This is a genomic window from Bradyrhizobium sp. U87765 SZCCT0048 (assembly GCF_018131225.1).
In the GTDB taxonomy this organism is placed as follows: domain Bacteria; phylum Pseudomonadota; class Alphaproteobacteria; order Rhizobiales; family Xanthobacteraceae; genus Bradyrhizobium_A.
The window spans coordinates 1,101,690-1,116,014 of the sequence record NZ_JAFCMM010000002.1; the positions used below are offsets into that span (position 1 = coordinate 1,101,690).

Consider the following 14,325-nt stretch of genomic DNA (forward strand, 5'->3'; position numbering starts at 1 on the left):
CCATGCTCGGCAGCTGGGCTGCGTTCGCGCTGACGTCGCTGGTCATCGAGATCACGCCGGGGCCGAACATGGCCTACCTCGCCGCACTGTCGCTTTCGAACGGCGTGCGGGTGGGCCTCACCGCGGTCGCCGGCATCGCGCTCGGGCTCTCGGTCTATGGAATCGCCGCAGCACTGGGCCTCGCGGCACTGATCGACGGCACACCTCTGCTCTACGAAGCGCTGCGCTGGGCCGGCGTGATCTATCTGCTCTGGCTTGCGTGGGATGGCTGGCGCAGTGAGGCCGAGACCAGCGCGACCGCCACCGACGATCGGATACGACCCGCCGTCGCGTTTCGGCGCGGCCTCGTGACCAACCTGCTCAACCCGAAAGCCGCAGTCTTCTACATTGCGATCCTGCCGGACTTCGTCCGCATCAATCTCGGCGCGGTCAGGATGCAGACGCTGGTGCTCTCGGCGATCTATGTCGGCGTCGCCGCCATCGTCCATCTGTCGATCGTGCTGTTGGCCGGCGCCTTGCAACACCGAATCGACACCGCCGATAAACGTCGCACCGTCCGGCGCATCCTCGCGCTGCTCCTGGTCGGCATCGCCGTGTGGTTCGCCGTCAGCACCCAGCGTTAGGACGAGCAGAGGGAACCACCCCTTCAAGACAAAACGGTGATCCGGCGGAGATCGATGCAATTGCACCGAGCCCGTGGCGGTCGCGATGCAATTGGGCCCGCACCATGCAGGCCAGCCTTTCCTTCACACGCCTACTGCGGCGACGGGCGATGAGGTAGCCTTTGAACGTCGCTCCTGCCGGATTCATCACCATGCCCTCCTCCACGTCGCTGCTTGCCTTCACGCTGGTCGCGTTCGCGATGGTGCTGACGCCGGGCCCCAACATGATCTACCTGCTGTCGCGCTCGATCACGCAAGGGCCGATGGCCGGCCTCGTCTCGCTCGGCGGCGTCGCGCTCGGCTTCGTGGTGTACATGCTGTCGGCCGCGTTCGGCATCACCGCATTCATGATGGCGGTGCCTTACGCCTACGACGCACTGCGCTTCGCGGGCGCCGCATATCTGCTGTGGATGGCGTGGCAGGCGCTGAAGCCGAACGGGCGCTCGCCGCTGGAGGTGAAGACGCTCAGCATCGACAGCCCTCGGCGGTTGTTCACGATGGGCTTCCTCACCAGTCTGCTCAATCCGAAGATCGCGATGCTGTATCTCGCGCTGTTGCCGCAGTTCATCGATCCGGCGCATGGCGTGCTCGGCCAGTCGGTCGTGCTCGGCATGATCCAGATTGTCGTGAGCGTCAGCGTCAATGCGCTGATCTCGCTGACCGCCGGCTCGATCGCGCTGTTCTTCCGGACGCGCCCGACCTGGCTGAAGCTGCAGCGCTGGCTGATGGGCACCGTGCTCGCCGGGCTCGCGCTGCGGATGGCCCTGGAGGCGCGGCGGGCCTGACTTCCTGCCATATCCAGACCATATGACGATTGCCTGATCCATATATTGGACACACTCCGCGCTGTGCTTTACGCCCGTCGATGAGCCGTCCGGCCCCCGCCGGACGCGGAGCCAGCCCATGGACACCGCCGCCGAGATCCCGATGGCCGACCCCCGCGAGCCGCCGACCGTCGGCGCGCTGTTCAGCGGTTTCCTGATCCTCGGACTGACCGGCTTCGGCGGCGTGCTGCCGCTGGCGCGGCGCATGATCGTCGAGGACCGCCGCTGGCTGACCGGCGCCGAGTTCACCGAGCTGCTCGGCCTCTGCCAGTTCCTGCCTGGCGGCAACATCATCAACCTTTCGGTGGCCATCGGCCTGCATTTTCGCGGCATCGCCGGCGCGCTGGCCTCGCTGATCGGACTGATCGCCGCCCCGACCGCGATCGTGGTGCTGCTCGGCTTCGTCTACGACCGCTTCCAGGGCGATCCCCATGTCCAGCACCTGTTCGCCGGGCTGGCGGCGGCCGCGGCCGGCCTGCTGGTGGCAATGGCGGCGAAGATCGCCTGGCCGATCCGCCGCCGTCCCGTCGCCATCGTGATCGCGCTGGCGTGCTTCATCGCCATCGGCTGGCTGCGCTGGCCGCTGCTGCCGACCATGCTGGGGCTGGCGACGCTGAGCATCCTCGCGACCTGGAGGCTGGAGCGATGACATCGGTCCTGATCGCCCTCGCGATCATCTTCACCCAGCTGTCGCTGCTGGCGTTCGGCGGCGGCAACACCATCCTGCCGGAGATGCAGCGCCAGGTGGTCGACGTCCATCACTGGATGACCGCCCGCGACTTCACCGCGATGTTCGCCCTCGCCCAGGCGGCCCCGGGCCCCAACATGATGGTGGTGCCTCTGGTCGGCTGGCATGTCGCGGGCTGGCAGGGGCTGCTGGTGACCTCGGTGGCGAAGTTCGGCCCGAGTTCCGTCCTCACCGGCATCGTGATGCGGCTGTGGCAGCGCTTCAAGGATCACCCCTGGCGGCGCATCATCCAGGCCGCCCTGGTGCCGATGACCGTGGGCCTGGTCGCCGCCAGCGCCATGCTGATCGCCGAGGCCTCCGACCATGAGTGGATCCTGGTCGCGATCACCGCGGGCTGCGCTCTGGCCACCCTCACCACCCGCATCCACCCGCTCTGGTTGCTGGCGGCCGGTGCCCTGATCGGCTGGAGCGGGATCGGGCTGCCCTGACGCCCCTTCTGGAAGCGGCACGGACGGTTCAGGCCTGTTGAGGGGTGGACACGGCACTGGCATTGCCGGCCGGGCCCCGCTAAAACTCGCCAAATTCCCGAGCCCGAGAGTGTCCGTGTCCAAATCCGCCGCCCGCGCCCGCCTCGCCGACATCATCGCCAAGCGCTCCTTCGGGCGCGGCGAGATCACCCTGGCATCGGGCCGCAAGAGCGATTTCTACTTCAACCTCAAGCCGACCATGCTGCACCCCGAGGGCGCCTCGCTGCTCGCGGAGCTGACCTACGAGGCCCTCAAGGACGACAACCTGGATTATGTCGGCGGCCTCGAGATGGGCGCGGTGCCGCTCGCCGGCGCCATCGCCCAGCTGTCGTGGATCAAGGGTCACCCGATCGCCGCCTTCTTCGTCCGCAAGAAGCCGAAGGAACATGGCGCACGGCTTGCGGTCGAAGGCCTCGCCAAGGGCGAGACGCTGGAGGGCAAGCGCGTGGTGATCGTCGAGGACGTCACCACCACCGGCGGCTCCGCCATCAAGGCGGTGGACGCGGTGCGCGACGCCGGCGGCGAGATCGCGCTGGTGTTGACCATGGTGGACCGCGAGGAAGGCGCCACCGAGAATTTCCGTGACGCCGGCATCCCGTTCCGCTCGCTCTACAAGGCCAGCGAGTTCCTCAAGCCGTAGGCTGCGGCGGCAGGCCGCGCCGCCGCCCTGCCCCCGCCACCGTCCCGCCTTTGCGATCCCCTTGCCCGGATGCTAGGCCAGCCTCCTGTTCATCACGAGGTCCGGTCATGGTGTCACGGCTGCTCGCCGTTGCGGTGTTATTCCTGCTGACGTCGTCGGCCGCGCTCGCCGCGCCGCATGGCGCGTTCGATGGCGCTGAGCTCGGCTGGGCGTGGGCGCTGCCGTTCGTCGGCATCCTGCTGACCATCGCCACCGGCCCGTTGCTGTTCACCCGCGTCTGGCACCACCACTACGACAAGCTGGCGCTGGCGTGGGGCGCCGCGACGCTGCTGCCGATCGGCTGGCTGTACGGGCCGCAGATCGCCGGCGCCGCCTTCGTCCACGCCGCGCTTGGCGAATATCTCAGCTTCATCGTGCTGATCTTCGCCCTCTATGTCGTCGCCGGCGGCATTCTCGTCACCGGCAGCCTGCGCGGCACGCCGTCGGTCAACACGATCATCCTCACCTTCGGCACCGTGATCGCCAGCGTGGTCGGCACCACCGGCGCGGCGATGATCCTGATCCGGCCGCTGCTGCGCGCCAACGCGCACCGGCCATCGAACGCCCATGTCGTGGTGTTCTTCATCTTCCTCGTCTGCAACATCGGCGGCGCGCTGTCGCCGCTCGGCGACCCGCCGCTGTTCATCGGCTTCCTGCGTGGCGTGTCGTTCTTCTGGACGACCGAGCACCTGTGGCTGCAGACGCTGTGCGTGTCCGCCGCCCTGCTCGCGGTGTTCGCGGTCATCGACATCGCGTTCGCCCGGCGCGAGCCGGCAGCCGAGAAGGCGCAGCCGATCGCCATCCAGGTCCATGGCCTGATCAATCTCGTGCTGATCGCACTGATCATCGCCGCCATCCTCGGCTCGGCGATATGGCGGCCGGAGGTGACGTTCGACGTCTACGGCACCCCGGTCGAGCTGCAGAACCTGCTGCGCGACGCTGCGCTGGTGGTCGTCGCGCTGCTGTCGCTGTGGCTGACCCCTGACGAGCACCGCGAAGCCAACGGCTTCAGCTTCGAGCCGATCCGCGAGGTCGCGATCCTGTTCGCTGCGATCTTCATTTGCATCATTCCGGTGATGGCGATGTTGCAGGCCGGCGCCGACGGACGGTTCGCGCCGCTGCTCGCCGCCGTGACCACACCCGGCGGCGAACCGCATAACGTGATGTATTTCTGGCTCACCGGCATGCTGTCCGGCTTCCTCGACAACGCACCGACCTACCTGGTGTTCTTCGGCCTCGCCGGCGGCGACGCCACGACACTGATGACCACGCTAGCGCCGACGCTCGCCGCCATCTCGATGGGCGCGGTGTACATGGGCGCACTCACCTACATCGGCAACGCGCCGAACTTCATGGTCTACGCCATCGCCAGCGAACGCGGCGTTCACATGCCCGGCTTCTTCGGCTACATGGCCTGGTCGTTCGGGATCCTGATCCCGCTCTTCATCCTGCTGTCATGGTTGGGCGTCTAGCACGGCGGAGCTGACCTTCACTCCGACGCCGACGCGACTTTGACCGCCGATGCTTACGGCGATACCGCCCCGCATGACCGATGCCGACCATCGTGCAGCCCGGCGCGCTCACCGCTCGTTTACCATCTTTCGATAAGTTGGCAGCGCCCGGGGCAGGCGTCTCGCGGCATGGCAATGACGTGGCGTGATGGCCTGGCGTAATGACCTGGCGTGGAGTCGGCGGTGTTCGAGAAACCTGACTTTGTGCGCCGCCTGGCGCTGAGCGCCGCCCTCATGGTCGCCGTCACCACGACGCTCCCGCAGCAGGCGAGCGCCGGCTTCCTCGACTTCCTGTTCGGCGGCAACAGTGCGCCGTCGTCGCAGAACAGCAGCTTCGATCCGTTCGGTCTCAATCCTGCGCCAGCTCCCGCGCCGGCTGCGGCGCCCCGCGGCGATGCCGGGCGCTATACCGGCTACTGCGTGCGCAGCTGCGATGGCCGCTATTTCCCGGTGCAGGCCCGCGGCGGGCTGACCCCGGTGCAAATGTGCCAGGCATTCTGCCCGGCCAGCACCACCAAGGTCTACTACGGCAGCAACATCGATGGCGCGATCGCCGCCACCGGCGAGCGCTATGCCGACAGCGACAACGCCTACGCTTACCGCAAGGCGCTGAAGGCCGACTGCACCTGCAACGGCCGCGACCCCGCCGGGCTTGCGCCGGTCGACCTCTCGCTCGACGGTACGCTGCGCCCCGGCGACATCATCGCCACCGCCGACGGCCTTGTCGCGTATTCCGGGCCGCGCGGCGGCGGCACGGCCGACTTCACACCGGTCGCGAGCTATCCGGGACTGACGGCCGAAGTCCGCGCCAAGCTCGGCGGAATGAAAGTCGCGCCGGTCAGCGCCGACCTCACCGATCCGGGAACGTCGGCGCCCGCGGACGCCGCGCGCGGCGCTGCCGCTCCGAGCTCCGTGGCACCGAAGAACGCAGCCTCGAAGCAGAAGCGCGCCAACCTCGACTAGTTGCGACGCGGCTCGCCTCGGCAGATCAACCGCTCAACGACGGACCCTGCAACAGCGCGCGGTCGCCGGCGGCAACGCGGGCGAGTTCCTCGGCGGCCCGCCGGATCACCGGCTCCCAGTCGTGAGGCTTCGGCTGGCGCAGCAGCCGCATGGTCGGATACCACGGGCTGTCCTCGCGCTCACGAAACCAGCGCCAGTCGAGCGCATAGGGCAACAGCATCCACACCGGCCGCCCCAGCGCACCGGCCAGATGGGCGACCGACGTGTCGACCGCGATCACCAGATCCAGCGCCTCGATCGCCGCCGCGGTGTCCATGAAATCGCCGAGCCCTGGACCAAGATCGATCACCGACCGGCGCAGCCGCGCCAGTGTCGGTCCGTCGGACTCGCGCGGCTCCTTCTGCAGGCTGTAGAGCTGCACGCCATCCATCACCAGGTGCGGCAGCACCGCCTCTGCCGGCAGCGAGCGCCAGCGGTCACCCTTGTGCAGCGGATTGCCCGCCCACACCACGCCGACCTTGAGCCGCGTCTCCGACGCCAGCGCGCCGCGCCAGGCGTCGCGCTTCACCGGATCACCGGCGAGATAGGGCACGTCGGCCGGAATGTCGTCCAGTGTGGTGCCGAACACGCATGGCAGCCCCATCAGGGGCATGTGCAGGTCGAACGGCGGCAACGGTTCGCCGCGTGCGATCACCGTGATATCGAGCGAACGCCGCAGCAGCGGCACCAGCGCCGGCTGCGCCTGCAACACCACCGAGCCGCCGCGGGCGACGACGCGCGGCACGTAGCGCACGAAGTTCAGCGTATCGCCGAGACCGTATTCGGCATGCAGCAGCAGCGTACGCCCGGAGAAATCCTCGCCCTGCCAGTGCGGAGCGTCGAACGCTTCCTCGCCGTCGGCCAGCACTTTGCTGCGCAGCCGCCAGCCGTATTCGCGGAAGCCGTTGACGAGGTCGCCGTTCAGCAGCAGCAGATGGGCATGATTGTAGCGCGTCAGCGGGTCGTTCGGAGCGAGTGCCACCGCCTGATGCGACACCGCCACCGCCTCGTCGATATCGCCGTAGTTGCGCAACGCCACGGCGAGATTGCCGTAGCCCGTGGCATAGCCGGGATCGGCCGCGATCGACCGCCGATGGGCCGCGACCGCCTCCTCCGGGCGATCCTGCGCCTCGTGCAAGATGCCGAGATTGGTATGGGCCGGCGCGTGACCGGGATCGGCCGCAAGGGCGCGATGACAGGCGGCAATCCCGTCGTCCAGGCGCCCGAGTGCGCACAGGCAGGCGGCGAGATTGCTGAGGACCATCGGATCATCGGGCGACAGCGACGACGTCCGCTCATAGGCCACCAGCGCCTCGTCGAGACGCCGGGTTTCGTGCAGGATCAGGCCGGTGATCTTGAGCGCCTCGGCATTGGCCGGCCCCGCCGCGGTCGCGCAGCGATAGGCCTCCAGCGCCTCCTCGAACGCGCCCTGGCGGTACAACACGGCGCCCAGCCCGCAATGCGCCTTGACGCTCGCGGGATCGATTTCCAGTGCATGCCGGAAGGCGGCGGCGGCCTCGTCCAGGCAATCGAGCGCCTGCAGCACCTCGCCGACCACGATGTGGCCATCGAGCTGTGCCGGCTGCAGCGAGACCGCGCTGAGCGCCGCGGGCAACGCCGCCGCGGCGTCCCCCTGACGGCAGAGGGCCAGCGCCAGATTGCGGTGCCCATCGGCGAATCCGGGCCGGGCCGCGACCGCGCCGCGGTAGACGTCGATGGCCTCGCCGAACAGCTCCTGGTCCATCAGCAGATTGCCGAGATTGAGCCGGGCCTCGACGAACTCCGGCGCCAGGTCCACAGCGGTGCGATAGGCCTCCATGGCTTCCGCGAGCCGGTGCTGCCCGGTGAGCGCCACGGCGAGATTGAACGCCATCTGCGGCCGCTGCCCGAGCCGCATCGCCGCACGACAGACCTCCTCAGCCTCGGCGAAGCGCCCGAGCGAGCACAGCATGGACGACAGCTTGAGCCGTAGGTCGGCATCCTGCGGCCGCAGCGCAACGCCGCGCTCGAAGGCCGCGAGCGCGCCGTCGCGCTCGCCCTTCACCGCCAGGGCGTCACCGAGCGTGCCGAACGCCCGCGCGTGATTCGGCGCCAGCCTGAACACCCGCTGCAACAGCACGGCCCCTTCCGCGGCGCGGTCGGAGACGAACGCGATCACCGCCGACAGATGCAGCGCTTCGACATGGTCCGGCTCGGCGGCGAGGATGTCGCCGCAGACCATGTCGGCCTCAGTCGGCCGGCCGGCGTTGTAGTGGCCCACGGCCGTTTCAAGCATCCGGCCGACCGCCGTCTCCATCTGTCGCTCCCCACGTCGCTCGCGCTGATCTTTGAACGGACGAGACGCGATTTTCAGGCACGCGGCGATGGCGAGCGGTATGGCATCCTCGCGCGACCGGTCAGCCCGGCGCGCCGGCCTCCACCTGGCGCAGGAACGTGCGCTCCTCGCTCTGGATGAAGCGCTGCTCGGTGGCGAATGCGAAGTTGTCCCGCCCGGCCGCATCGGCGCGCAGCCGCGCCCGGTAGGCCTCGTAATCGGCCAGCGACGGGAACGAGATCAGGCCAAAGGCAATATCGTTGGTTCCCTCGTGCGGCATCCAGTAACCGACGAGATTTCCGCCGCACGCGGGGATGATCTCGAGCCAGCGGCGCGCGTAGGCCTCGAACGCCGCGGCCTTGAACGGATCGATGCGATAACGAATGAAGACGGTAATGGTCATGACGGACCCCATGGATGATACCTGCCGACGCTAGCGCTCGGTCGCCACCCCATGCTTCGATCGCCATCGAAGCGTTCGCCCCATCGGCACGTTGCCTTTCGCGGTCGGCGTCCACTACTGTGGTGCCATGAAGACAGGCCCCGATATCGCGCTGCTCGGCTCGCTGATCGGCGATCCCGCCCGCGCCAACATTCTCACCGCGCTGATGGACCGCCGCGCGCTGACCGCCTGCGAGCTCGCCCAGGAGGCCGGCGTGACGCCGCAGACCGCGAGTTCGCATCTCGCCAAGCTGATCGCCGGCGGACTGCTGTCGCCGGAGAAGCAGGGACGCCACCGCTATTTTCGGATCAGCGACGAGGAAGTGGCCTCGGCGCTCGAGGCGCTGATGGGACTCGCCGCTTATGCCGGCCATCGCCGCGTCCGCACCGGACCGCGGGACCCCGCCATGCGCGAGGCCCGTGTGTGCTACGACCATCTCGCGGGCGATCGCGGCGTGCAGATGTTCGATCACCTCACGCGCCGCGGCATGATCTCCTACGAGGAGGCCGAGCTGTCGCTGACGCAGAAAGGGCAGCGGTTCGCCGAGGATTTCGGCATCGATCTCGACGCCATCCGGACCACGCGGCGGCCGCTGTGCAAGGCTTGTCTCGACTGGAGCGTGCGGCGCAACCATCTCGCCGGCGCGCTCGGCGCCGCCCTGCTCGACCGCTTTTATGTGTTGCGGTGGGCCCGCCGCGAGAAGGACTCGCGCGTCGTCGCCTTCAGCCGTCGTGGCGCCGAGCAGTTCGACGCGCTGTTCGCCACGGCGACGCGGCGCTGAGGCGCCCCTGTCGCCTCACCCGTTCTGGGTCGCCATTCCGGTGATCAGCGAGACGTTGCCGGTGGTCGCGCTGGTGACGGCAGTGCGGATCTGCGCCTGCCCCGATCCGGCCAACGTGAACTTGGTATCGCCGATCCGGAACGAACTGTCCTTGATCAGCACGTTCTGGTAGCTGACCGTCGCGCCGCTCTGGTACTTCACCTGGGCGCGGAAACCGTTGACGTTCGAGACCTGGATCGCGAACTTCTCGTTGTTGGAATAGGTCCCTGACCACGTGCCCTGGTAGCTCGCGGGGTCGACGTTGACATACGGCGTATTCGATTGCGGCGAGAACGACGCCGTGGCGTAGCTCGACTGGAGGATGCTGTAGATGTCCGACATGCCCGCGTCCCGTTTCTTGCCTGTGGCCGGCATTACGGCGCCGCGTGGTTAACAAATGCTTGTTGCCTCCGCGCCGGACACGGTTCAGAAATCAACGGAAACAAAAATCTGACAGGAACCGGCGAAACGCATGCAGAGTTGCCGTTGCGGCAAGCGCAGCCGTGAAAAGCGCGGAGGTGGAGCTTGGCTGCACGGAAACCGGCATCGCGAAAAGTGTCGCGCAGGAAGAGCGCTCCTCGGAAAAAGGCGACCGCTGCGCGCCCGCATCGCTCCCACGCCCCGTCACGCACCACGGCCGATCATCCACTTGCTCCGTATCGCGCCAAGCGCGACTTCTCGCGAACCGCCGAGCCGCGCGGGGATGTTCGCATCGCGCCCTCGCCACAGCTTCGCTTCGTGATCCAGAAACACGACGCCACGCGCCTGCATTACGACCTGCGGCTCGAACTCGACGGCGTGTTCAAGTCCTGGGCCGTGACACGTGGCCCCTCGCTTGATCCGCATGACAAGCGCCTCGCGGTCGAGGTGGAAGATCACCCGCTCGACTATGGCGACTTCGAAGGCACCATCCCCGACCGCCAGTATGGCGGCGGTACCGTGCAGATCTGGGATCGCGGCTACTGGCTGGCACACGATCCCCACAAGGGCCTTGCCAAGGGTGACCTGAAGTTCGCCCTCGCCGGCGAAAAACTTCAGGGCGAGTGGGTGCTGGTGCGCATGAAGCACGACCGCAGCGGCGGCAGGCGCACCAACTGGCTGCTGATCAAGCACCGTGACGCCTATTCCCGGATCGGGGATGGCGACGACCTGCTGAAGGAGGATCGGTCGGTCGCATCGGGCCGTTCCCTCGCGGAGATCGCGAGCGGCGCGGGACCGCGTCCCAAACCGTTCATGCTGACCAGGGCGGTGATGCGGCCGGACGCGGTGTGGGATTCGAACGAAGGCCTCGCGGCGCAAATTCGCGCGTCCGCCCGATCGCCGAAACGGCGAAGTGCGGCCGAAACGCCCAAGCCCACCGATGCCAAACGCCGCGCCGGCAAGAGCGGGGCAATGCCTGCCTTCATCGAGCCGCAGCTCTGCAAGTCGATCGAACGACCGCCAACCGACAGCGACTGGGTGCACGAGGTCAAGTTCGACGGCTATCGCATCCAGTTGCGGGTCGAGAGCCACGACGTCCGGCTGCTGACACGCAAAGGCCTCGACTGGACAGACAGGTTTCCAACGCTCGCGCGCAACGCCGAAAAGCTGCCTGACGCAATCATCGACGGCGAGGTCGTGGCGCTCGGTGCCGACCGCAACCCCAGTTTCTCGGCCCTGCAGGCTGCGCTGTCGGAAGGCACGGACCGCAACCTCGCATATCTCGCGTTCGACCTGTTGTTCGTCGATGGCGAAGATTTGCGCGGGCTGCCGCTGCTGGAGCGCAAGGCCCGACTCAAGCAGGTGATGGACAAGCTGCCCGCCGCCGCGCGCAGGACCCTGCGCTATGTCGAGCACTTCGAGACCGATGGGCCGACGATGCTGGAGGCCGCCAGCCGCGGGGGACTGGAGGGCATTATCTCCAAGCGCACCGATGCGCCCTACCGCTCCGGTCGCGCCGACAGCTGGACCAAGGCCAAGAGCCGCCAGGGCCACGAGGTGGTGATTGGCGGCTGGAAGACCACCGCGGGCAAGTTCCGCTCGCTGATGGTCGGCGTCTACCGAAAAGGAAAGCTCACCTTCACCGGTCTGGTCGGTACCGGCTACGGCAAGGATGTTCTGAAGACGCTGCTGCCGGCGCTTAAGGCCGTCGCCGCCGACAACAGCCCGTTCACCGGCAAGGACGCGCCGCGCGGCGGCCGCGACGTGCACTGGGTGACGCCGACGCTGGTGGCCGAAATCGCATTCGCGGGCTGGACCGATGGCGGCAACGTCCGGCAGGCGGCGTTCAAGGGGCTGCGGCTCGACAAGCCGGCCGAGGAGGTCGAGGCTGAGACCCCGGCGGCTGCGGCGCCGCCCCGGCTTGCCGAGCCGAATACTCCGCCACGGCGAACCGGCGGTGCGCGCCGCGTGGCCACCGCTGCCGCGCGCGGATCGCACGCGACTGTCGAGGTGATGGGCGTCACCATCACAAAGGCGGACAAGGCGCTGTGGCCGGATGGCGGCGACGGCGCGCCGGTGACCAAGCAGGACCTTGCCCACTACATGGCAGCCGTCGGCGACTGGCTTCTGCCGCACATCGCCGGACGGCCTTGCTCGATCGTGCGCGCCCCCGATGGCATCGGCGGCGAAACGTTTTTCCAGCGGCATTCGACGAAAACGATGTCGCCGCACTTCACCGCGACGCGGGTGTCAGGCGAGCGCCAGCCCTATCTGCAGATCGACAGCGTCGAAGGGCTGGTCGCGGCGGCGCAGACCGCCGGTCTCGAACTGCATCCCTGGAATTGCGCCCCCGGCCAGCCTCAGGTTCCCGGCCGGCTGGTGTTCGACCTCGATCCCGGCGCCGATGTCGACTTCAGGCAGGTGATCGCCACGGCGCAGGAGTTGAAGGAGCGCCTCGCGAGGGTTGGCCTCGAAAGCTTCTGCAAGACCACCGGCGGCAAGGGGCTGCACGTGGTGTCGCCGCTGCTGCACGACAAGCGCAACGCGGTGACCTGGCAGGAAGCCAAGGCATTCGCCCAGGCGATCTGCCGCGACATGGCCGACGACCATCCCGAACGCTATCTCATCAACATGGCTAAGAAGCTGCGCGACGGCCGCATCTTTCTCGACTACCTGCGCAACGACCGCATGGCGACGGCCGTGGCACCGCTGTCGCCCCGCGCCCGTCCCGGCGCGACCGTGTCGATGCCGCTGACCTGGGCGCAGGTGAAGGCTGGTCTCGATCCCAGCCGCTTTACCGTGCGGACCGCGCCCGGACTGATCGGCAAGAGCAAGGCGTGGGCCGGCTACGACGCGGCAGCGCGGCCGTTGAAGGCCGCGCTGAAAACCTTTCTGTGAACTTCTGCGGCGCAGCGGGCGCCGGTCATGCGGCCTTCGGCAGGAGACGGCGCGCCATCCAATCGGCGATGCCGCGACCGATCGCATCGGCGTGATCTTCCTGCAGATAGTGCGCGCCGGCGCCGAGCTCGACCAGTTCGCAGTCGTGCAGCTTCGCCGCGAAGGCCTGCGCATCGGCCGGCGACACCAGCGCCCCGGGAGTCACCGAGAACAGCAGCTTGGGATAGCGCGAGGCCGCGAGTGCCGCATGGGCGGCCGTCAGCGCATCGTGCACCACTGGCGGATGCCCCTCGATCGGCAGTTCGTTGGGCAATTTCAGGATCGGCTTGCGCGACTGCGGCGTCGGGAACGGCGCGCGATAGGCGTCCATCTCCTCGTCCGACAGCTTGCGCAGCACAGAGTTCGGCAGCACCCGCTCGATGAACACGTTGTCGTGCAGGATCAGTTGCTCGCCCTTGCCGGGCGTGCGGAAGGCCTGAAACAAGGCTCGCGCTTCCGGCCGCTGGTGGAACTGATCCCATGTCGCGAACGGCCGGATGAATTCCATGAAGGCGAGGCCGATGACATTGTGCGGATGGCGCGCCGCATAGTGGAAGGCAAGCGCGGTGCCCCAGTCCTGCGCGACCAGAATGATATTGGTCAGGCCGAGCGCCGCGATGAAGGCATCGAGATAGCGCACCTGGTCGGCGAAGCTGTAGTCGATGTCCGGCTTGCCGGACCTGCCGTAGCCGATCAGATCCGGCGCGATGCAGCGTGCCTGCATGGCGACATGCGGAATGATGTTGCGCCAGATGTAGGACGATGTCGGATTGCCGTGGAGAAAGATGATGGTCGGCCCGTCCGTTCCGGCCGAGGTATAGGCCATGGTGGAATCGAGCACAGGCGTCTGATGCGAGGCGAGCTCAGGCTTCGTGGTCATGACTTTGCTTTCCCGAAAATGGTGGCGAGAGCGATCGACTTGAAACGTTCGAGCGGCGCAGGGCTGCGGTCGACTTTCATCCGCAGCATCGCGCCTTGCCATGAGGCGAGAAGGAAATCGGCGAGATCGTCGGCCGTGAAGGCGTCGGTGATCTCGCCTGCGGCCTGTGCCTCGGCGATGCAGTCCGCAAAAGGTTGGCGCCACAGGGCGAAGATTTCGGAGAGGCGCGCGCGCAGCCGCTCGCTGGTGCCAGCCGTCTCCAGACTGAAGTTGCCGATCAGGCAGCCGCGGGCGAAGTCCGCGTCGGCGAGCTTGGTGGTGATGAGGTCGAGGTAGCGCTTGAGCCGCACCGTCGGCGGCTGTGTGGTGTCGCCGAGTGCTTCGGCCACGAGCCCCTGCACATAGGCGAAGTAGCGATCGAGCACCTCCAGCGCGAAATCTTCTTTCGAGCGGAAATGGTTGGTGAAGGAGCCCTGGGGGGCCTTGGCGGCCGCGACGATGTCGCGGACACCGGTTGCTGCATAGCCGCCGGCCCAGATCAGGTCGTGGCCGGCTTCGAGGATCTGTTGCTTCAGGGATGCTTTTGCCATGGCCTCATTTAATACGTACGTACGTATTA

General features: G+C 67.6%; 13 protein-coding genes and 1 pseudogene. 9 read left to right on the forward strand and 5 right to left on the reverse strand.

Translation table 11 applies throughout. The features are described 5' to 3' along the window. Positions 1-2 precede the first annotated feature (2 nt). The 7 genes from JQ639_RS18090 to JQ639_RS18120 all read left to right on the forward strand — a co-directional run bounded on the left by JQ639_RS18090 (position 3) and on the right by JQ639_RS18120 (position 5,854). Positions 3-623, forward strand: a complete 621-nt coding sequence (locus JQ639_RS18090; protein ID WP_211967942.1) for a LysE family translocator — start codon at positions 3-5, stop codon at positions 621-623. Between the two features lie 191 nt (positions 624-814). Continuing rightward, a complete protein-coding gene (locus tag JQ639_RS18095; protein ID WP_211967477.1) occupies positions 815-1,447 on the forward strand; it encodes a LysE family translocator in 633 nt (210 codons plus the stop codon). Between the two features lie 118 nt (positions 1,448-1,565). Continuing rightward, entirely contained in the window at positions 1,566-2,135 is a 570-nt protein-coding gene (locus tag JQ639_RS18100) for a chromate transporter (protein WP_211967478.1), read from the forward strand. After that, positions 2,132-2,662, forward strand: coding sequence for a chromate transporter (locus JQ639_RS18105; protein WP_211967479.1), 531 nt, complete (start codon positions 2,132-2,134; stop codon positions 2,660-2,662). The genes JQ639_RS18100 and JQ639_RS18105 overlap by 4 nt, the downstream gene beginning before the upstream one ends. Positions 2,663-2,777: 115 nt before the next feature. Then, positions 2,778-3,341: an orotate phosphoribosyltransferase gene (gene pyrE, locus JQ639_RS18110; protein ID WP_211967480.1), complete on the forward strand. Its 564-nt coding sequence runs from the start codon at positions 2,778-2,780 to the stop codon at positions 3,339-3,341. Positions 3,342-3,448: 107 nt separating this feature from the next. After that, the gene (locus JQ639_RS18115) at positions 3,449-4,852 is read left to right on the forward strand and encodes a sodium:proton antiporter (RefSeq protein ID WP_211967481.1); all 1,404 of its coding nucleotides are present in this window, start codon (positions 3,449-3,451) and stop codon (positions 4,850-4,852) included. 273 nt (positions 4,853-5,125) lie between these two features. Continuing rightward, complete coding sequence (locus tag JQ639_RS18120; protein WP_211967943.1) at positions 5,126-5,854, forward strand: DUF2865 domain-containing protein; 729 nt, start codon at positions 5,126-5,128, stop codon at positions 5,852-5,854. Between the two features lie 25 nt (positions 5,855-5,879). Here JQ639_RS18120 and JQ639_RS18125 read toward each other — a convergent pair whose 3' ends face one another. After that, positions 5,880-8,189 (reverse strand): tetratricopeptide repeat protein, encoded by a 2,310-nt coding sequence (locus JQ639_RS18125; RefSeq protein ID WP_211967482.1) that lies wholly within the window; start codon positions 8,187-8,189, stop codon positions 5,880-5,882. A gap of 100 nt (positions 8,190-8,289) precedes the next feature. After that, positions 8,290-8,610, reverse strand: a complete 321-nt coding sequence (locus tag JQ639_RS18130; protein WP_211967483.1) for an NIPSNAP family protein — start codon at positions 8,608-8,610, stop codon at positions 8,290-8,292. 127 nt (positions 8,611-8,737) lie between these two features. Between JQ639_RS18130 and JQ639_RS18135 the strand changes: the two genes are divergently transcribed. Further along, positions 8,738-9,430: an ArsR/SmtB family transcription factor gene (locus JQ639_RS18135; protein WP_211967484.1), complete on the forward strand. Its 693-nt coding sequence runs from the start codon at positions 8,738-8,740 to the stop codon at positions 9,428-9,430. Positions 9,431-9,445: 15 nt separating this feature from the next. Here JQ639_RS18135 and JQ639_RS18140 read toward each other — a convergent pair whose 3' ends face one another. Beyond that, positions 9,446-9,811: a hypothetical protein gene (locus tag JQ639_RS18140; protein ID WP_211967485.1), complete on the reverse strand. Its 366-nt coding sequence runs from the start codon at positions 9,809-9,811 to the stop codon at positions 9,446-9,448. A gap of 306 nt (positions 9,812-10,117) precedes the next feature. Here JQ639_RS18140 and ligD point away from each other — a divergent pair. Further along, positions 10,118-12,787 (forward strand): annotated as a pseudogene (gene ligD / locus JQ639_RS18145) (DNA ligase D); the annotation flags it as partial. Between the two features lie 25 nt (positions 12,788-12,812). On the opposite strand, the gene JQ639_RS18150 reads toward ligD, so the two are convergent. After that, on the reverse strand, positions 12,813-13,706 hold the full coding sequence (locus JQ639_RS18150; protein ID WP_211967486.1) for a haloalkane dehalogenase: 894 nt from the start codon (positions 13,704-13,706) through the stop codon (positions 12,813-12,815). Further along, positions 13,703-14,296 (reverse strand): TetR/AcrR family transcriptional regulator, encoded by a 594-nt coding sequence (locus JQ639_RS18155; RefSeq protein WP_211967945.1) that lies wholly within the window; start codon positions 14,294-14,296, stop codon positions 13,703-13,705. The genes JQ639_RS18150 and JQ639_RS18155 overlap by 4 nt, the downstream gene beginning before the upstream one ends. Between the last annotated feature and the right edge of the window lie 29 nt (positions 14,297-14,325).